The sequence below is a fragment of the Faecalicatena orotica genome, assembly GCF_003149245.1.
In the GTDB taxonomy this organism is placed as follows: domain Bacteria; phylum Bacillota; class Clostridia; order Lachnospirales; family Lachnospiraceae; genus Faecalicatena_A; species Faecalicatena_A orotica.
On record NZ_QGDL01000001.1, the window covers coordinates 651,013 to 671,658 of the forward strand.

General features: G+C 39.9%; 19 protein-coding genes and 4 pseudogenes. 5 read left to right on the plus strand and 18 right to left on the minus strand.

Translation table 11 applies throughout. From position 1 onward, the window contains the following. Positions 1-21: 21 nt before the first annotated feature. The 15 genes and pseudogenes from A8806_RS02805 to A8806_RS26520 form a co-directional block, all read right to left on the minus strand. On the minus strand, positions 22-351 hold the full coding sequence (locus tag A8806_RS02805) for a nucleotide pyrophosphohydrolase (RefSeq protein ID WP_109729625.1): 330 nt from the start codon (positions 349-351) through the stop codon (positions 22-24). Positions 352-389: 38 nt separating this feature from the next. Further along, positions 390-923, minus strand: a complete 534-nt coding sequence (locus A8806_RS02810; protein WP_109729626.1) for a flavodoxin family protein — start codon at positions 921-923, stop codon at positions 390-392. A 34-nt stretch (positions 924-957) separates the two neighbouring features. Further along, a complete protein-coding gene (locus tag A8806_RS02815; RefSeq protein ID WP_109729627.1) occupies positions 958-1,722 on the minus strand; it encodes a hypothetical protein in 765 nt (254 codons plus the stop codon). 113 nt (positions 1,723-1,835) lie between these two features. After that, a complete protein-coding gene (locus A8806_RS02820; RefSeq protein ID WP_109729628.1) occupies positions 1,836-2,978 on the minus strand; it encodes an alpha/beta fold hydrolase in 1,143 nt (380 codons plus the stop codon). A gap of 73 nt (positions 2,979-3,051) precedes the next feature. Beyond that, positions 3,052-3,504, minus strand: coding sequence for a MarR family winged helix-turn-helix transcriptional regulator (locus A8806_RS02825; RefSeq protein ID WP_109729629.1), 453 nt, complete (start codon positions 3,502-3,504; stop codon positions 3,052-3,054). Positions 3,505-3,662: 158 nt separating this feature from the next. After that, complete coding sequence (locus A8806_RS02830; protein ID WP_109729630.1) at positions 3,663-4,481, minus strand: MBL fold metallo-hydrolase; 819 nt, start codon at positions 4,479-4,481, stop codon at positions 3,663-3,665. 133 nt (positions 4,482-4,614) lie between these two features. Further along, a complete protein-coding gene (locus A8806_RS02835) occupies positions 4,615-5,493 on the minus strand; it encodes a hypothetical protein (protein WP_109729631.1) in 879 nt (292 codons plus the stop codon). 219 nt (positions 5,494-5,712) lie between these two features. Beyond that, complete coding sequence (locus A8806_RS26500; RefSeq protein ID WP_242995928.1) at positions 5,713-5,955, minus strand: hypothetical protein; 243 nt, start codon at positions 5,953-5,955, stop codon at positions 5,713-5,715. 374 nt (positions 5,956-6,329) lie between these two features. Continuing rightward, positions 6,330-6,767, minus strand: a complete 438-nt coding sequence (locus A8806_RS02845; RefSeq protein WP_109729632.1) for a hypothetical protein — start codon at positions 6,765-6,767, stop codon at positions 6,330-6,332. Positions 6,768-7,004: 237 nt separating this feature from the next. Next, positions 7,005-7,659 (minus strand): annotated as a pseudogene (gene rhuM / locus A8806_RS26975) (RhuM family protein). A gap of 439 nt (positions 7,660-8,098) precedes the next feature. After that, complete coding sequence (locus A8806_RS26505; RefSeq protein WP_242995929.1) at positions 8,099-8,374, minus strand: hypothetical protein; 276 nt, start codon at positions 8,372-8,374, stop codon at positions 8,099-8,101. A gap of 24 nt (positions 8,375-8,398) precedes the next feature. Further along, positions 8,399-8,479, minus strand: a pseudogene (locus tag A8806_RS27110) (hypothetical protein); the annotation flags it as partial. After that, positions 8,479-9,384 (minus strand): DNA primase family protein, encoded by a 906-nt coding sequence (locus A8806_RS26510; protein WP_242995930.1) that lies wholly within the window; start codon positions 9,382-9,384, stop codon positions 8,479-8,481. The pseudogene A8806_RS27110 and the gene A8806_RS26510, both read right to left, overlap by 1 nt. A 20-nt stretch (positions 9,385-9,404) precedes the next feature. Beyond that, entirely contained in the window at positions 9,405-9,866 is a 462-nt protein-coding gene (locus A8806_RS26515; RefSeq protein ID WP_242995931.1) for a hypothetical protein, read from the minus strand. Between the two features lie 29 nt (positions 9,867-9,895). After that, complete coding sequence (locus tag A8806_RS26520) at positions 9,896-10,048, minus strand: hypothetical protein (RefSeq protein WP_242995932.1); 153 nt, start codon at positions 10,046-10,048, stop codon at positions 9,896-9,898. Positions 10,049-10,475: 427 nt separating this feature from the next. Between A8806_RS26520 and A8806_RS02865 the strand changes: the two genes are divergently transcribed. From A8806_RS02865 to A8806_RS26980, 5 genes and pseudogenes are all read left to right on the plus strand, one after another. Then, on the plus strand, positions 10,476-10,811 hold the full coding sequence (locus tag A8806_RS02865) for a hypothetical protein (protein WP_109729634.1): 336 nt from the start codon (positions 10,476-10,478) through the stop codon (positions 10,809-10,811). Beyond that, positions 10,804-11,925, plus strand: a pseudogene (locus tag A8806_RS02870) (DUF2800 domain-containing protein). Before A8806_RS02865 ends, A8806_RS02870 begins: the two are co-directional and overlap by 8 nt. Positions 11,926-11,939: 14 nt before the next feature. Then, a complete protein-coding gene (locus A8806_RS02875) occupies positions 11,940-12,503 on the plus strand; it encodes a DUF2815 family protein (protein WP_109729635.1) in 564 nt (187 codons plus the stop codon). A gap of 75 nt (positions 12,504-12,578) precedes the next feature. Then, positions 12,579-12,722: a hypothetical protein gene (locus A8806_RS26055; protein WP_181368555.1), complete on the plus strand. Its 144-nt coding sequence runs from the start codon at positions 12,579-12,581 to the stop codon at positions 12,720-12,722. Between the two features lie 234 nt (positions 12,723-12,956). Further along, positions 12,957-14,945, plus strand: a pseudogene (locus A8806_RS26980) (DNA polymerase). 107 nt (positions 14,946-15,052) lie between these two features. Here A8806_RS26980 and A8806_RS02885 read toward each other — a convergent pair. Genes A8806_RS02885 through A8806_RS02895 form a run of 3 tightly spaced genes read right to left on the minus strand, consistent with a single transcriptional unit; the run spans position 15,053 to position 20,644 of the window. Beyond that, entirely contained in the window at positions 15,053-18,199 is a 3,147-nt protein-coding gene (locus A8806_RS02885) for a type I restriction endonuclease subunit R (protein ID WP_109729636.1), read from the minus strand. A gap of 15 nt (positions 18,200-18,214) precedes the next feature. After that, entirely contained in the window at positions 18,215-18,835 is a 621-nt protein-coding gene (locus tag A8806_RS02890) for a hypothetical protein (protein ID WP_109729637.1), read from the minus strand. A gap of 3 nt (positions 18,836-18,838) precedes the next feature. Then, positions 18,839-20,644, minus strand: coding sequence for a restriction endonuclease subunit S (locus A8806_RS02895; RefSeq protein WP_109729638.1), 1,806 nt, complete (start codon positions 20,642-20,644; stop codon positions 18,839-18,841). Positions 20,645-20,646: the final 2 nt, after the last annotated feature.

The window sequence follows — 20,646 nt, forward strand, 5'->3', positions numbered from 1 at the left end:
GCCAAAGAATGGCTATTACTATTACAGCTCCGTATATTTCTTCTTACTTCCATACACTTTACTTACTTCATATTTTGCGGCGTTTTTCTTCATTTTTGCACGGATAATGTCTTCCACATCCGCATCTATAGCGTCTGCCATGAGCAGACAGTAAACCATCACATCTGCGAGTTCATCCTTCATCTGGTCCCGCTTCTCTTCCACTGATGTATCTTCTGCCGACCATTGAAACAGTTCCAAAAGCTCTGCCGCCTCTAGATTTATGGAAATGGCGAGGTCTTTCGGATTATGAAACTGTTTCCAGTTGCGCTCATCGCGGAATGCGAGCACTTCTTCCATGATTTCTTTCATGCTGTACCTCCTGAATTATTTTAACTCATCTACACACCTTAAAGATTCTTTCCCAGTTCATATGCCTGTGCCGGATAGTCCGTTTTCTGCAATGCATCCACATCGGCACACTCTACGCCTACTACCGTCCCGGCGATTTCCCAGTCCAGAAACTTTGTCATCCCTTTAAAGGAAACAATTGCACCATCAGCAGATTCCATCGTATCATCTGCCATCGCCAGTATGAGCACTGCTTTCTTATGCCCATGCAACGCAGAATCATTGGCATAGAAACGGTCAATGACAGCCTTCACCTGTGCATTGATGTCATAATAATAAATCGGAGACACAAACACAACTGCATCTGCCGCCAGAAGCTGTGTGTTCACTTCATTCATATCGTCCTGAAACACACAGCCGGCATCCGTGTTGTGGCATTTTTCACAGGCAATGCACGGGTGCACGTTCTTAAATGCCGCATCAAAACGATAAACCTCGTGTCCCGCCTCTTCCGCCCCTTTTATAAACTCAGATGCGAGCATCGCGGTCGTTCCGTTTTTGTGGGCGCTTCCTGTAATCATTAAGATCTTCATAGATATGTCCTCCTTAGTATGTTTTATATATTGCTTAATGGACGAAATTCTCCATTTCGTTTTGATTTTTGATAATCCAGATCAGCCAGTTTGTAAATTCAACTGCTAAATGCTTTTGATGGGCGTTGACTATTATTGGGGGACATAACACAGGAAATTCAACTGCTAACCTGCATTCTATCCCAGCAGGCGTATCTCTAAATTGGTGTCTTACACCGCCGATAATCGTCCCATCTTCCAGTTTTGCCACCCCTGCTGACTGGTGAGTAAATTTAGGGTTTTTAGGTTCTGTAAGCCCACTTTCATCACCAAATGTTATAAAGAATTGTACCGGTACCGGAGCATTCCCGGTTGTTTCAATCACTTCTAAAACACCGTTTTTATCTGGTGTTAATACATAATGTTCAGGGTAGACTGATAAATTCACTTTTCGGTGTTCCTTTGCAGCTTCTACCATTAACAAATCCAGTAGTTTACTGAATTTATCAACAGATATCCCCTTTGCCAGTATTGTTGTTCTCGCTACACGTCGTTTTTTGCCAGATAGCCTGCCTGCAACTTTCATCACATATTTGCTAAAAAACAGTTTTTTTCTCAAGATCTTACTGATTTCATCATCAGATAATTGAACCTTCCATTTTGTTAATTTATCACTCATTTCTGATATTGATGCTTTTTGTGGTATTTTTATATGCAGGGTTTTATATGCTTTTTTTATTCTTTGTTTTTTCCAGACATCCATATCTTGCTGGGTGAACTGCTTTCTATTAATTAAAACTTTTATATTAACATCTTTCATTTTACTTCATCCCCTATTTACTTATCTATTTTATTATCTATCCGAAGGCAGGAAAACTCAAGTAAGATTTTATACTGTTTTGTCACATTAACAATCAGACCTTTTGATTAAGTCTAATCAGCCTCGGGAAAATGTTGATTTAGCCAATCAACAATTGTATTAACTGCCAGCATATGATTCCCAATTTGACAGTGTTGTTCGCCGCCCTCCGCCACAGTAAACATCCTGCAAGTCAGGCTTTTTGCATTATGTATGGAACTTTTCAGCCGGTAAAATTGAATCGACGGTATATAATGATCTTTCTCTCCAGCCAGCAAGAGCACATCCTGCGTAATGAAATCCGTACTCCCTAAAAGGTTGTGATAAGATAGATTTTGATAAAACTCAAAAGGTGTTTTTGTTCCTGTAATATGCATCCCTTGATTTACCGCCCAATCAGCCAGAACACTTTTCTTTACAATCTTACCAACCAGCCCATTGAGAAGTCGTTTCCATTTTTTATAATAAGCAAGCCGGATGATTCGGCAGATAGGAGCAGGAAATACATTTGTCATTACTTCCAGCCCGTCATCCATTACATCGTATGCGGCAACAGCTGATATTCTTTTTTCATAGGCAGCACTTCGCAAAGCAAAATAACCACCCCATGAGATACCTACAAAAGCACATTTTTTGATATGGAAGTAATCCAAAATGGCAGATGTGGCATTTTCAAAATCAAAACGGAAGTATAAGTTTTCCCGAAGACATTTCCCCTGTCCCGGCCCGTCAAAAAGAATAATTTCAAAACCTTTAGATACAAGGTCATGCACCTGCAATACAAATTCTTCAATAAAGGAATCATATCCCCCACAGACAACGACTGTTCCCTTAAAATGTGTGGGAGACAGTTTCAGGCAATATAGATTTTTTCCTTCAAAGGGAACCTGTATTTTTTCATAGTGTAATTGCAGCTCCAAATCAAAGGCACGGTAAAAATTTTCAATACATTTACTATAAGTATCATCCTTCCGTTCATCAGTGGATTTTAAGAAAAACTCGGCCATACGATAGTAATAGGCCGCATGAAGATAGTGTTTTTTGCTTTCAGCACTTCTGCCCATACCCGACCAGACTGTATACCAATCTTCAAACGTTCGTACTCTTGGAAGATTCATCTTAATTTCTTTACTGTTACATGCCAAATCGCCATAAGTTAAAACCCTGTTGATTTGAAAATTAAACTGCGGAATAGGATTTATCATTGTATAACTCATTGTTACCTCCCCCTTCCTTCTGTTAAGTTACTTAACAGAAAAAGCAAAAAATATTCCAGCCATATCTATACTTTTACGATAGTTCCTTCCACATCTTTTGAACATCAATGGCCAGCGACGAAAGAATATCAACTGTTTCCGGCGGATATTTGTTCAATATGGCAGTCAGCTTTTCCCTCAGTAAAATATGCTGCTTATCATGTAAATCAGAAACTTTTTCTCCTTTTTCCGTAAGAGATAAGATAACTTCATTATCCGTATCTGGAGAAACTCTTTTTTCAATAAAACCCTTTTTGACAAGTCTGCTGACCGCTTGGGACGCAGCACTTCTTGAAGTTCCCTGCAATTTTGCCAAATCAGTTATATTAATATTTTCATGCGCCCGTATAGCTACAATGGTATGAATTTCAGCCAAATAAATTTTAGGTTCAACATCATAGGTATGTGTCGATTTTTCCAGAGCTGAGTATTGATTTATCGTCTGGAGAAATAATTCACATAATTGATCTACAGGTAAATTATTCATTGCATCCCTCCTCTGTTAATCTACTTAACAGAATACGGCGTATATCTGTTTATGTCAAGCGGATTTATAGTAAATATGACATTTGAAGCTTCAATTTCGGTGAAATTAACAGGGGGCATCATGATTCTCCCTAACCATAATCCCCCCCTGTACTGGCGTTATCTTAGTCTGGCCAGCATCTTATTACTCAATGTCCTGAATACCTGACAATAATTCTGAAAACCAGTCTGCCCGATTATATAAATGTTTGGCATATAAGCCATCCGCCTTTTTGAATATGCTATCCGTTCTAAACCATTATCCACAGATGTATGGTTACTCAGCGCTACATCGACTTTTTCTCTTTTTGCTTCACCTAAGAAATAATCCAAAGATTTTAAATAGATCTGCACACCGTCCCCGGTCCACGGAGGTGTCGTACCACCCCACAATGCAGCCATGTGAACTTCCCCGCCTTCCTTTACCGGGAAAATATAACTAAGGCCTCCCGGCGTATGGCCCGGAGTTCCATAAACATGAATCACCTTATCTCCCAGTGTTATGGTATCTCCATCCTCTATATAGACACTTATCTCATAATCCTTCCACGTTTCCGGCCTGTCACCTTTTACTGGATGTTCTTTCCAATAAATATCATCCACTTCCGACAGATATGTTTCCACATGGTATTTTTCAACCAGCCATCTGCCGCAACCGGTATGATCTACATGTCCATGAGTTAATACTAATTTTTTTATATAATCCGGATTCCAGCCAACATCTTTAATGGCCCTTACAATTGCGTCAAAAGCCTCTTTTCTGGGCCAGATAGCATCAATGACTATAAGCCCTTCTGAAGTTTTCAGCACAAAACAGTTTGTTTCTTTCTGTGCAACAATCAATAAATCGTCAAAAATCAAAGCATGGGTGAAAAAAGTCATGTCCTCCATTGCCCTGATCGTCATCTCATTAACAACCGGAATATTCATTCTATCCATATTATTCTCTCTCCTCTGTACAATCATTTATCATCTTAATGCACAGAGGATTAGCGGTTCTTAGCGTGCATCTTTAGAAATCTTTTCATTCCCTCAGCCTTTCTGCAATCTTCCATTGATCGTTTCTTTTTATCTATACCATTCCTTTTAGCACACTTTTAAAGAATGTTGGTAATCCATTAAGATTTCGTACATTGTCAAACATATCTTTTTGACTATGGGACGCTCTTAAAATCTTCCTTCGCTTCTCTATACGCCCATTACTAATGTAATAATTACAGGTTACAAATGCCTTTCCACTTTGCAAAATGATTTCAAGTACATGTAATACTTTTTCAAAATTTCTTGTTAGCCCCTTAAAACAATCCACATAAAATATATCTATATTACCCGATATTACGTTTCCTAATTCCTCCATTAGATAATCATCAAATTCTAAACTATATCCGTCACAAATCACCTTTTTAAGTGGTTTTTCAGAAAGCACTCTTACCTCTTCCACATTTTCTCCATGTACTTTTTCAAATACCTCTTCGTTACCGTTTTCTGCCGCGGTCCTTATCAATACAGTCCATGCCAATGGATATTTTTGAATTGCTTCTCCATATATATCTACATATATCATATCTTTTGCTTCATTCTGCAAGTCTTCAAATCTGCATTGTTTAAAATAGCAAATTGCGTTTGACGTTATACTTTTTATCTTTTCATCTGATAAAGGCTCCTGGATTTTAAACTGTCTGCAATTAACACTCGCTGCTACCTCCAGCATACTATTTCGAATTGTTGCCACAACAAATCTCCTCACATCATCCGGAGCCACTGGTTCATAAAATAATGCTTCCTCATCCGTCACAAATAAAACTGTTTTCCTAAAGTCTATCTGTTCCCATCTGGACAGCAGAGAGCACATCCTGTTCTTAATATCATCCACTATTTTTTCTCTATATCTATATTTTATCTCTCTTAATTCAAAATTTAACAAATCATTTAAATATTCCTGTATTCCCATCTTTCCATCTCCTCTACAATACTGTGTGCAAACAGATCTTCATAAAATTTGATAGTATTATTGTTTACAGATGCTTATTCAACACCAGTTTCTGTTCTATGCCATTTTTATAAATGTACAGCCTCCTGTTCCTATCAAATATCGGATTAGCATCATGTATAATACTATGGTGATTTGGACATACAATCAGCTGATTACTTGCATTATTATTCAGACTCGTTACAAGTAATCAATGTGATGTGCCTCTGCAATATGTAAACCATACTTTTCTCCTATTAACTGCCCACAAATTTGGCACCGATAGTTATAGAGTAATTTTAGATTATCTCCTATTTTCTTATTTAGTTTTCGGATTTTAATAATTCGTTCAGACTCCAAAATAGTGGATTTGCCATCCGCTACATCGTAATTAAACTCTGCCTCTAAAATACGCTCTTTCTGACCTAAAACTACCTGTTTCAATGTAGCAATATCTTATCTGAAGCGTATCCTTTTTTCGTTTAAATTTGGGGGCATAATTTACATTTGTTATTTTCACTTTTTAAGAGTGTCCGTTAAGATATAATGTGATATCTTTTGATTCGCCTCTCTTTAGGAAACGCCCCATAATTTGACCAAAAACGACTTGGTTGTCAAAAGGCAGGGTGAGTCCTTCATTAAGCAACGACCAATCGACTTCTTTTTTGTAAACATAATTTTCAGTTATTATAAAAGATCACTTCCTTAAGATTTGCTTGATATAGTAATGAGTGAACATGAAAGTATCAATATTTTCTGCCGACATTTTCATGGATTATTACCCCTGCTTATTTCAAATTTCCAAACCAAATAGAATTTTATCGTTCTGACATATATTTTTGTATTTCATCTGGAGTCAGTTTCCGTATCTGTGTATTTTCATATTCTCTGTATTCTTCGATAGCGAAAACAGGTGCCATACTTTCACACGTTTTTCCCTTATTCTTTTTTAGATATAACTGCAAATCTTCGCTGCCCGCAAAGATTTTGTATGAAAGTCTGCCATTATCACTTCTAATCTCATAAATACCACACGGCTTTTTCATACTGTAATCAGCGGTTCGCAAATACAATTTTGCAATTTCCAGTGACTTAAAAGGAAAATTCCACCGCTGCAATCCTCTTTTAGGATCATGTTCAATACAAATACACCGTCCACAGGTTCCGCATATGTACTGGGTATGATTTTCCAAACAATCAATCGGATTTAATAATGGAGTTATTCTATTTTCATCTACATAACATTCAATACACATATCGTCATTCCCTCTTTTTTATAATTCTGACTTGACTATTTCTTTCTTAATTTCATATAGATCAAATTATCTTTCAACTATAAAGTCTTTGTGCCTTTATCGTAATCAAAGGCAGGGCATATAACTCCGTAACTTGCAGATAAAAATCTCTCGTATATTCTGCAACTGTCTTTCAAAGTATTTCTCTTACTGTGCCAAAGCTTCAATATATAGAAATCATCAAATCACTCTCCAATACTATTTATTATCTGTTTTTTGCTCTAACATTTTAATTGAATTCAAATAATCTGCTTCTACATCACTAATCGTACATGCCTTATACTTTTTGTACTCATTTGTTGCCTTATCGACCGCCTGCTGATGAGATACACTGCCATTTCCCTGTAAAAGCTGTTCTCCACTCATCGTCAGGATTCGATCCAGATGCTCTGCCCAATCCTTCATTGTCATAGTCTGCTCCCGTTCTGCCTGTCGTTCCGCAAAATCAAGATATCCAGACACCAATTGTGCCATTGCTCTTAACTCTTTTTCATCCAAATAATTTTTTGCAACTACAGCTTCTTTTAAATCATGTATTCCTTTAAGATATTTGTAGCCCATATACGGAACTGGGTTCCACGTTTTGACTTCACTCGATATACAACGGAGATAATCACGTCCAAATTATAAAACTCTACTGGCTTGTCTGAATTTGCACATTGCCTTCTTTCGTAAGTTCACCTTCTTCAAAAATATTTTTTATATGCTTTGATATAACAGAACGATCTCTTTGAAACAGCTCTGCCATCTGGGCTTTTGACCACCACACTGTATCACCGTCAAATGTCGTTTCAATATTTGCAAGTCCATCTTCTGTAGAATAAATAATAATATTTGATTTTCCTACATCCATACGACAATTCTTCCTTCAAAAATCCAAACCCATCATAATGCTTTTAGATAGGTTTGGACACAGTTATTATGTTTAATAATATCATGCAGCCTGTTCATATTCAAGTTGGAAACATTCACAGTCAAAACCACCGGCTTAGCCCGTTTAAAGTCGCCTGCGACGAGAGGGCAGGCTTATTGGCTGTTTTACATTACGGCTCCCAGCCTATCAGCGTAGTGATAGGCTGGGGAATGAACCAATGTCAGTTAGTTAAGGATGGGGCTGGGCAGACCTAAACTTACGATTCCCTATAATCAGGAGAAGATGGGTGATATAAGTTGGGCATCAGATGCTGTTTTGCGCCTCCCAATAAAGACAGATTTTTTTCAGGGTATGGCAAATAGACGGATAGACATCCGCCTCAAAACACTTTATACTATTAGTGTTGTGTTTGTCAGCTTTATGCAAAACGATAAGTAAAGCTGACCGGAACTCGGAACCTATGCTGGCGGGCATATTTCCGATCGGGCCTGATAGGGAGGATATTCTTTTCTATCAGGCTTTCTCTTTCTGGCGGGGATTCCCCATTGTGAAGGCGCAGGAAATAATGGCAGGCCTTGTATGCAGCGGAGTAATTCACTTGAAGCTGGTATTTCCTGCCTCTGCGGCTGATAACCACATGCCCTGTAATGATCGAACAGAAGTTATACAAAAGAAGCCGCGCCCATACTTCCATTTCAATGTACTCACGTTTCTTGGAATGAAAATTTACGGCTCCAATCACGTGCTTGAGTTCCCGGAAGGAGGTTTCAATCCCCCATCTGAGATGATAAAGGAACATCACTTCATCAACCGGAAATTCTTCAGACGGCAGATTTGTAACAGTCTGCGCCAAGTACCGTCATCAGATGCCCCCACCTTTGGCAAATGATTGGTGTAAAGTACAACGGTATGTGTAGGCTTGAACGCATGGGGCTGTTTATATTTCTTCTCTGCATGAATCATGTCCGTGGAGCAAAGCTTTTTTAATACCGATGTGGAGAGATGTGTTCCCTCTTCCAGTTCCGCTACAATCACAAGTCTCTTGCCCTTAAGTTCTGCAATCTCCGGCATAACGTTTCTTCGACACCCGGCAGTCAATGTGTCCGCAGACATGGTTCCGGAATAGTTCCCCAGAACTCTTGCAATCGTGTTCCAAAAAGTAGATTTACCGTTTCTACCTTCCCCATATGCAATGATGAGAGCTTCCTGATAAACCTTGCCGACTGCTGCCAGTCCAACCGTTTCCTGCACATAATCCATCAGTTCCTGATTGCCGCAGAAGAAAGTATCCAGTGCATCCAACCACAAATCCTTCCCCTTATCTCCCAGTGAACATTTTGTAATCTTGGTAATCAAATCCTCTGGATCATGAGGTTGTTCCCCTGCCACACCCTTGGAAATGTCATAAGTGGCATATGGTGTGTTCAGAAGATTTTCATGAGCATCAAAATCATTGATATCTGTTGCTACCATTGGCTTTGCCGCATTCTGTGTGCTCACAATGTACTTATAATTTCTATATTTGATGACGAATGCCAGATATGCCTTGGCAGACACATATCTCTTAAACTTTTTCTCCAATGTTGCCGGTATCTCTTTTTCCAGTGCTTTCCCACCGGCTTTCACAATTTTCTCCGAGATACCTGCAGCAGTGAGCACCTGACAGCAGGTTTCAAATTCTTCACGGGCATCCACCAGCTGCATATCCAGAAACTCTTCCACCGCTAGGCTTTGTCTGTATTCCCATAACGCTTCAACACTCTCCCGGCAAAATGGCTCATGCTGTTGTTGCGGCTTCCTTCCATAATCGGATCCGACTGGAAATCACCATCTTCTTCACCAGCTGTAACATCTACCTGCTCCTCAATGGTTTCCCATCCGTCATGCCAGATATATGCCCCTGCGTCCGCACCGAAAATAAATCTGGCCGCATCCAGTGCATTCCCATCAAAGAACGGATAGGCTTTCTTGATTGCAACTTTTAATACCGCATACTTCCCTGCATCCGTGATTTCTTCTGTCTCAAAATACACATGGAACTTTGGTCTTGCTGACTTTCCACCTTTTTGCTTCATATGATTTCTGCTGAAAGCAATGGCATATGAAACATCCGGGAGCAGTTCATCCAATTTCTCCGGCGTGACCCAATCAGCCGGATTGTCAGAAAAATCATTATCGCAATCCATCACAACCACATTTGATTTACTGAAATTTGCTATACCGCGGTAGTTTTTCTGGTACTCCGCGCACACGTGGCAGACTTGACCGCCTCCTGTAGTTCCTCTGCACTCCCCACTTCAACCCTGTTTGGATAAAGACAGTTCTTTGCATCGGAGACCACATTGGCTGTTTGTAAAACAAAACGCATCTTGTTCCCTCCTTATAAATTTGTCTTCAAAGGGCAAAAAGACCCTTCTCAAAGGTCTTGGTTCCCAAAACAGGCGAATTCCGATAAAAAGGAAATCTTTCGCTAAATTTTTTATCTCTGGCAGAATCGCTTCCTTTTTATATGGAAAAACAGACACAAAAATTTTCTTCTGCAAAAATCGGAAAAGCCCGCTATCAGGAACCAAGACCTTTGAGGGGGATAAGACGGAAAAGTAATTTCAAAAAATTTTTTCCTCAGAAATCGGAAAAGCCCGTCATCGGGAACCAAGACCTATAGATGGGCGAACAACTCCCCTCGGAGAGTGAGGTAAAACGATGAAAGATAAGACGATTTAAAAATTCCTCTGGGACAGTTCCAAAGGCATACAGACAAAACAGAATACTGAAATATGAAGGAGAACGACAACATGAGCAAAATGAGCGAATTGTCACAGGTACTCGATGAGTTAATCTCCTGTGGCGAAAAGATGATTGAGACAGCAAATGCTATCAAGAAAATTTTTTCAGCGGATGCCCCTGCTACTGAACCGATATCAGAGGACAAGCCGAAAAAAGCACCTGCTTATTCTAAGGAAGATGTCAGAGCACTACTTGCCAGAAGAGCAAACGAGTCTGGCGGCCAGTTCAAGGCGCAGGTGAAATCCATTGTCAAGAAGTATGGAAATGGCGGAAGCCTTACCGATGTTCCGACTGACAGCTATCCAGCCCTCGTCAAAGAAGTGGAGGGACTGACCGATGCCTAAACACGCATACCTCTCTGCTTCCGCTTCCCACCGCTGGCTCTCATGCCCGCCATCCGCAAAGCTGTGTGCAGAAATCAGGGATGAAGCCCCCCCATATGCCCAGCAAGGTACGGATGCCCATGAACTGTGTGAGTATAAAGTTCTCCATGCTTTAGGGGAAGATGTCAAAGACCCGACAGAGAATCTGGATTTCTTTGACGCAAAAATGGCTAACTGCATGGATGAATATTGCTTCTATGTTATGGAGCAGTATGCAAAAGCAAAGCAATTATGCGAAGACCCAAAAGTGCTGGTAGAACAGAGACTTGATTTCAGCAAATGGGTTCCGGATGGTTTCGGAACCGGTGACTGCCTGATTGTGGCAGATAAGATTTTACAGATTATTGATTTCAAATATGGTCTGGGAATCCTCGTGGAAGCAGAAAACAATCCACAGATGATGTGTTACGCATTGAGCGCACTGGATGTCTATGACGGTATCTATGACATAGAAACAGTTGAAATGACAATCTTCCAGCCAAGACGTGATAACATCAGCACCCTCTCCATGAAGAAGGAAGATCTGCTCCAATGGGCAGAAACCATTCTGGCACCTACCGCCCAGCTTGCCTACAACGGAGAAGGCGATTTTCATGCCGGAGACCACTGCCAGTTCTGCAAGGTAAAGGCAACCTGCCGCAAAAGAGCAGAATACAATATGGAACTTGCCGCTTATGATTTTGAACTTCCTTCCAAACTGGAAGAATCCGAAATTGCAGCAATCCTTCCGAAAATCGACAACCTTGTTTCCTGGGCAAATGATGTAAAAGACTATGCACTCCAGTAGGCATTAAGTGGTGTTTCCTATAACGGATTTAAAGTTGTGAAGGGAAAGTCCAATCGTAAGTATACCGATGAAGCTGCGGTTGCATCTGTAGTCACAAGTAATGGGGATGACCCTTATGAAAAGAAACTTCTGGGAACTACCGCAATGACTTCCCTGCTCGGCAAGAAGAGATTTGAAGAATTATTAGGCGGACTGGTAGCAAAGCCACCAGGCAAGCCTGCACTTGTACCGGAAAGCGACAAACGCCCGGCACTCAATACAGCCAAAGATGATTTTAATGAAATTTAAGGAGGAAAAAGAATATGGCTAAAATGGTAAATCCTACTAAGGTAATCACAGGAGTAAATACAAGACTTTCCTATGCAAATGTATGGGACCCGAAGTCAATCAACGGAGGTGCAACAAAGTACAGTGTGTCCCTCATCATTCCGAAATCCGACACAAAGACGATTGAGAAAATCCAGAATGCAGTTCAGGCAGCATATGAGGAAGGACAGTCCAAGCTGAAAGGCAATGGAAAATCCGTTCCGCCTCTTACAGCAATCAAGACACCTCTTCGCGACGGCGACCTTGAAAGACCTGACGATGAGGCTTACAAAAACAGCTACTTCATCAATGCCAACAGCGCAACTGTCCCTGGCATTGTGGACGCAGACAGACAGCCTATCCGTGAACGTTCTGAAGTATATTCCGGAGTTTATGCCAGAGCTTCCATCAATCTGTATGCTTTTAACAGCAATGGAAATAAGGGAATCGCATGCGGCTTAAATAATCTCCAGAAAATCCGTGATGGCGAACCTCTTGGCGGCAAGTCCAGAGCTGAGGATGATTTTGCAACAGAGGATGACGATGATTTCCTCAACTAACCAGTAACCATTACTTATGGGCGGTGGCAAATATACTGCTGCCGCCCTACTTTTATTCAGAAAGGAATTTGCGATATGATACTGATAGATATTATGAAGAAATTCACAGACACACTTCCACCGGAAGATGTGGATTTGATTGTCTGCAATATTACAGACACCCTGGACGACAGAGATTTTGAACGTGCCAGATTTTTCAAAAAAGGCACTCCATTATAACATGAATACCGGCCATGTGGCAGGGATGATATAGAACGCTTTTTAGATCATCTGGCAAATGAACCGACTGCATGGGAACAGGTACCGGAAACCGGTTATTATATCCTTATCTACTGCCCTGCAGAAGACCGTGTAGCACCTAAGCAGGATTAAGCCGCTGGATTCTCTGTATGTTATTTTAGATCCGGCAGACATTCCTGCATAATAAACGCACAAAATCTAAGGAGAAAATCAATGAATATAAGAGAACTGTCAATAGACTTGGAGACCTACAGCGATGTGGACATATCCAAATGCGGTGTGTACAAATACGCTGAGTCTGATCATTTTGAGATACTGCTCTTCGATGTTTCTGTGGACAATTTGCTTGTTACTGTGTATGACCTTACTGCAGGTGATGTAATCCCTCTGGAAATCTTAGATGCACTATCTGACGATACGGTAACAAAATGGGCATTCAATGCTTCTTTTGAACGAATATGTTTATCAAACTGGCTACGCAAGCACCATCCGGAATATTTCAAAAGCTACAATCATAAAGAGGACCCAGTTCATAATTATATGAACCCTGTTTCATGGAGATGTACCATGATATGGTCTGCTTATATGGGACTCCCTCTATCTTTGGAAGGTGCCGGGATGGTGTTACGATTACAGAACCAGAAAATGAAGGAAGGCAAGGATTTGATCCGTTACTTCTGCTCTCCCTGCAAAGCCACCAAAGCCAATGGCGGCAGAACCAGAAATCTTCCTGGACATGCCCCGGATAAATGGGAACTGTTCAAAGCATACAGTGGCAGGGATGTGGAAGTAGAACTTGCCATCAAGCAGAAACTGTCAAAATTCCCTGTTCCTGATTTTGTCTGGGATGAATAAATTCTTGACCAGGAAATCAATGATCGGGGGATTTTGCTGGATATGGATGTGGTGGAGAATGCCATTGCTTTTGATGAAAAATCAAAATCTGCACTAATGATTACCATGCAGAATATCACAAATCTTGATAACCCAAACAGCGTAGCCCAGATGAAACAATGGCTCTCGGAAAATGGTGTCGAAATGGAAACTCTGGGAAAGAAAGAAGTGGCCAAACTGATTAAATCTCAAGATGAGTATGACAATGACAGCATAACTGAGGCCCTAAAGCTCCGTCTGCAACTTGCAAAATCATCTGTGAAGAAATACAAGGCAATGCAGAATGCAGTGTGTAAGGATGGACGTGCTCATGGGATGTTTCAATTCTACGGTGCCAACCGTTCCGGACGCTGGGCTGGCAGGCTCATTCAATTACAGAACCTGCCACAAAACCATATGTCCGATTTGGCAGAAGCACGGGAGTTTGTAAGAACTGGGGATTATGATACCATGCAACTTCTCTATGACGATATTCCGGATGCCTTAAGCCAGCTCATCCGTACTGCTTTTATCACAAGACCCGGATATAAATTTGTAGTCAGTGACTACTCTGCCATTGAGACCAGAGTGCTTGCACATCTCGCTGGAGAATCCTGGCGTTCCAAAGTATTTGCAGAACAGAAAGACATCTATTGTGCATCCGCAAGCCAGATGTTTGGTGTTCCTGTAGAAATCATTGTGTAAACTCCCATCTTAGACAGAAGGGTAAAATCGCAAACTTGCACTTGGATATGGCGGCTCTGTCGGAGCATTGAAATCTATGGGTGCATTGGAAATGGGATTGACAGAAGAAGAGCTACAGCCATTGGTCTACTCTTGGCGAGAATCCACCCCAATGATAACTGCATTCTGGTGGGATGTGGATGCCGCTGTAAAAGCAGCAATCAAGCAACGAACCACCATAGAAGTCCGTGGCATCCGTTTCACATATAAAAGTGGTATGCTTCTCATCAGACTTCCTTCCGGAAGAATGCTCATTTATGTGAAACCACGCATTGGAGAGAACAAATTTGGTGGAGAGTCTGTTACTTATAATGGAGCATTGGTGCCACAAAGAAATGGGAGCGAATTGAATCCTATGGTCCAAAATTTGTGGAAAATATCGTACAGGCAATTTCCAGAGACCTTCTATGCTATGCCATGCACAATCTTTTAGCTTGGCAGATTTGCGGACACGTCCATGATGAACTTATCATTGAATGCCCGGAAAACACTGACATGAATGAAATCTGTTCCGTTATGGGAAAATCTCCTGCATGGAGGCCAGACCTCCTAATTCGCGGAGATGGGTACGAGACATCATTTTAAGAAAAAGACTAGCAAAAAAAGATGGGGACTTTCCCTGCCCTGCACTATCAAAAATAGTAGTACTTCCACATTAGTGGTTTTGGGGGCAAAGAAGTATCCCCATCCTTTTAATTTTCAGTTGTGTCAGTAAACTGCGGAGTTCCACCTATACCATAAAACTTCTCATAGAACTGTTTCAGTTTTTCAATAACTGTCTTTTTCTTATTAGCACGATTGCTGCCACCAAATCTGCTGACAGGAGGCATTAATCTATCAATGTCAGTTCCAACAGTTTTTACTTCGCCTTCACGGAATGCGTTCTCAAGGAAAGTACGAGTTTCGACCGGCTTAAGACGTTCTTCTTTTATTATGGTATTCAGTTCATTTTCTCTCATTTCAACAACATAATTTTGCCATTCTATTAGAACATCATCTACATCATTAATTCCATGAAGGAATGTTTCTATCAGTTCCTTTTTGCTACGAAGTTCTGGACTTGCATCAACGGCCTTTTTAATTGTAATGAGAATTTCCTTATCTTCACAATGTGCGTCGTGATATTTCTTTACCAACATCAAAATGTAATCGATGTTGATTTCCACCTGCTTGATAAGTTCAACTTCAAAAACAATGTCATCCGTTATATCAGAAAGCTCGCCCTGTTCTCGTTTGCGTTTCCATTCATCCCTTAAATCCTGATAACGTCCGAGATAATCCTGCAAATCTCTATCTGTGATTAACTCTTTCTCCTTGAACTCATCAAATGCTACTAATAGATTTCTCATACGAAGGATCGCACCAAAGAGTGAAATGAAATCCTTTTGATTCTGTTCCCCAACAATCTGCGTCTCATACAATGGAAACTTCGTGTTAAGTTCTTCTATCATATCGATATAACCCGGCATTTGTTTTCCCTCTACAGATTCATACCCATAATAGTAATCTTTAAAACTCTGCATCAGAACAATCCCGCCTGCCCCCTCGTCTCCAAATGTAGAAATAGCAGAATCAACTCTCTTCTGGAGATTTCTAAAGCACACAATATTACCAAAGGTTTTGATGCTATTCAAAATTCGGTTCGTTCTACTAAATGCCTGAATAAGACCATGCGACCTTAGATTTTTATCAACCCATAATGTATTAAGCGTTGTAGCATCAAAACCTGTAAGGAACATATTTACTACAATGAGCATATCCAATTCCTTATTCTTCATTCTGAGCGATACGTCTTTATAATAGCTTTGGAACCTGTCCGATGAAGTATCATAATTCGTATGGAACATGAGGTTGTAATCATTGATAGCACCTTCCAAGAAGTCTCTCGCAGTTTTGCTTAATTGAGATGTATCTTCTGGATTTTCTTCTTCCAGAATGTCCTCCTGTTCCTCTTCATTCGCACTGTAACTATATATTACAGCAATCTTCAAATCCTTTGTAGGGTCTGCCTTAATTTGGTTGCGAAATTCCTCATAGTAGGCTTTTGCCATTTCAACCGAAGAAACTGCAAAAATAGAGTTAAATCCACTCAGTCTTTGCTTTTGTTTAATCTCTTCAATCTTACCCCTTTCAGCAAATGCAACCTCCGCAATATTAATTAAGGAGTTGTAGACATATGACTTGTCCCCACGATAGGTCTTTTGGTCGAAATGCTCCAAAATATAGCTTGTAATTTTCTTGATACGCTGCGGATCCTCAAATGCTTTCTTCCTGTCAATATCACGAACCATTTCATCATCGATATCCGGCTCGCTCTTCATCGTCTGATGGTATTCCACCTTAAACGGAAGTACATTCTTATCATTAATAGCATCCACAATTGTATAGGTATGCAACTGGTCACCGAATGTCTGCTCCGTGGTTGTAAATTTAGCATTTCTTATAGAGCCAATATTCGCAGGAAAAATCGGAGTTCCAGTAAATCCAAACATATAGTATTTTTTGAAACTCGATACAATGGCTGCGTGCATATCACCGAATTGACTTCGATGGCATTCGTCAAAAATGATGACAACCTGCTTGGTAAACACCGGATGGTCTTTCGGGAACTTCTTTATAAAAGATGACAGTTTCTGTATCGTGGTAATAATAATCTTGGACTTGCTATTTTTTAACTGTTTCTCAAGCACCTTCGTAGATGAGTTGCTGTCGGCTGCACCACTTTCAAATCTATCATATTCTTTCATTGTCTGATAGTCCAAATCTTTACGGTCTACCACAAACAACACTTTGTCTATAAACGAAAGGTTTGAAGCCAATCGAGCAGTCTTGAAGGAAGTCAATGTTTTTCCACTACCTGTTGTATGCCATATATATCCACCTGCGGCTATATCCCCATACTTCTTGTAATTATGAGCAATCTCGATTCTGTTAAGAATTCTTTCCGTTGCAGTAATCTGATATGGTCTCATAACCATCAGCATATTTTCCGACGTGAAAACACAATATTTCGTTAAAATATTTAGGATTGTATGCTTTGCAAAAAAAGTCTTTGTAAAGTCAATCAAATCTGGGATAACACGGTTTTTTCCGTCTGCCCAGAAAGAAGTAAATTCAAAACTATTACTTGTCTTTCCCTTCTTCGTTTTTGATGCTTCTGAATCCTTGATTGCGTTATATCTGGTGCTGTTTGAGTAGTATTTTGTGTTTGTGCCATTTGAAATGACATAAATCTGCACATACTCAAACAAGCCATATCCGTCACTAAATGAATCTCGTTCATATCGGTTAATCTGATTAAATGCCTCACGAATTGGAATACCTCTTCGCTTCAACTCAATATGTACCAATGGGAATCCGTTCACTAATACAGTAACATCGTACCTATTATCATGCCTTGCACCTTGGTCTGTTGTGACCACATACTGGTTGATTACCTGCAACCTGTTATTGTGAGTATTCTTCCTATCAATGAGCGTGATATTTTTTGACATATTATCATCACGCTTTAAAACCTGTACATTGTCCTCTTGGATTTTACGGGTTTTCTCAACCACACCATCGTTACCGTTGGCAATACAGTCTTTGAAAAATCTCTCCCATTCTGTATCCGAGAACCTATAATCGTTCAGTTCCTCAAGCTGCTTACGGATATTCGCAACCATGCCCGCCTCGGTGTGAATTTGCAGATACTCATATCCTTGCTCCGTGAGCATTCGAATAAATTCTTTCTCTAACGCTGCCTCACTTTGATAAGCATCAGAACGCTGTTTCACAGGCTCATATTGTGTAACCACAGTATTTTCATTTGTCTCTGCGACTATATTAAAATATGGCACGTTCGTTCTCCTCCTTTATCGCTTTTGTCTTAGGCAGTTGCTTGGTCTGTCGCATTCATATTGATAGTTCACAAAACTTTTCAAACTGCATCTACCATCTTTTCTGTACACGCAATCATTTTCCGGCAACTGTTCTCTCTCTTTTATCTTCTTCTCATCTTTGAGTTTCACATTCAGAGTTCCTGCTTTTCCATATTCAATGAAGAGAAAAGAGGACATGGAATGCAACAAAGTATTAATCGCACTATTCCCACTGCTTACTACTCTGAATTTCTCCAATGCATTTATGTCCAATGATTCTATGGATACCAACTTGAAGTATACGGTCGGATATGTAAACTTCTGAAATAATTCTTCTTCATAATAATCCGGATATCCTTCTTTTGGTTTTTCATATGCTACTTCACTTATTTCACACAGATATGCCGCCCCTCTTGAATATAACACAATTGACGGTTTCTCCGCCTCTAAAATAGCCTCAATAGACTTTTTCGATGGAACGGTACCTAATTTCCCGAACCAGCAATAGCCAAGTTCCTCAGCCTTTTCCTGATGTAACTCTATGCAGTTTTGTATAATCTGCTTTCCATAACGCAAGACCAGAAGTTTTTGCCCTTGCTGTAGTCCGTTTATCATTTTCTATTCCACCTTCTCAATTTCTTTAAATGTAAGCAGCTTATCCCTGTAATACTCATATTGTTTCTGACGAGCATTGATTTCTGCAGGAAGCCCTTCAGAAATATCAGTGCATAATGTATCAAATCGGTCAAGAATTTCAACAATTCTTTTTTGCTCCTCTAATGATGGCAACGGTATCTCAATCATATTCAAATTCTTTTGATTCAATTTAGGCTGTGCTGCCCCTGTAATGTAGTAAGATAAATCAATTGAATTCAAATAAATTTCTACATACCTTCTTGTCGCATATTCATCGAATTTTAGGACATGAGCATGATTATTTACCCATGTTTTTCCCGTAATTGAGAACGCAATCGGTGTAACTCTTGCAGTTAAATTTGCGCCATCTTCAGAAACCAATAAATAATCTCCATCAAAAATATAATCTTTTACATAATCAACAATTCCTGACGCACCGTAATATGGAACATTACCTTTCTCTCTGTTACCACTGGTAACTGGCTTTCTTTGAGAATCACAATTAATTGAAATATCCTCCAATGTTACTGGTGCATACACAAACACATACTGGATGAGTTTAATTATGCTCTGTCTGTCTGTCTGTCTGTCTGTCTGTCTGGAGATTATCTGGCCCGTTGCAGCATATGTCAACAGTGCATCTCTATAAGATTCGTATTGCTTTTGACGGGCGTTAATTTCAGCGGGCAAGCCAATATTTAAGTCAGCACAGATAGAGTCAAAGTTGTCTAATACTTCGACTAATCTAATTTGCACATCTCTTGTAGGCAATAGTACTGGAAACTCTCTTAACGCTGTCAAGCTAAGGTATTTGGGTGCCGTCCCCTTTATATTTTCAGCAATATACTTTTTCGCAATGCCACAAGACAAATAATGCATAAGATACTTAGCCATTACCTCATCTTCCGACTTAATTAAACCGATATTTTTAATTGCGTAGTTTATAGGTTCTTTAGCAACCACCATTTCTCCAATCGTTCCAATCATCGAAAATAATATGTTGTTGTCATCCACCTTACTTCTTTGGTTAACCGATATATAGTCTTCTTTAGAAATTAAGTAACAGGATGTCATATCCAATTTACCATCAGTAATATTTTTCGATGTTACTAATGGATATCCTTCATTGGACTGTTTTGGCGAATCGTGCGTCCCATCCCTTACATCTACTATTTCTGACAATTTTTTTGTCTTTATAGTTCCTACATTTTTATCTAATAAAGTGTCTCTGTAAAATTCATACTGCTTCTTACGAGCAGTAAGCTCGGCTATAAGCTCGGCTATAAGTAACGTGAAAGAGTCCAAAATATGGACTATTTCACGTTGTACCTCCAAAGGAGGTACAGGGAGTTCAAACTCCTCTGTTACCTTAAGTGAAATTTGCGGCAATGACCCCATGCCGGAAGCTGCATCTCTAAAGATATTCATATTGTTTTTCAAAACATGATACAAATACCTCACTTCTATTTCCGTGTCAGCAGTATAGGCCCACATCTCATTCTTGAAAGTAAAAGGTTTGTCATAATATATGACGTCAATAATACCCCTAGACTGCACTAACACCGCAGGAACCCTTGTAATGTTAGCTTTTGGAATATCCTCCTCAAATGCATCTATTACAGTTTTTCCTCCTGCAAAGATTCTAACAGCACCATCCGGATTATCTATCTCCTTCATTTTTGCCGCAGTAATCGGTGTCCCCTTTAATCGTTTATATGTGTCTTTTATTTTCTTTCGTTCAACACCATTAGGGCATAACTCATTAATCAAATCATCCCACTTACTCATAA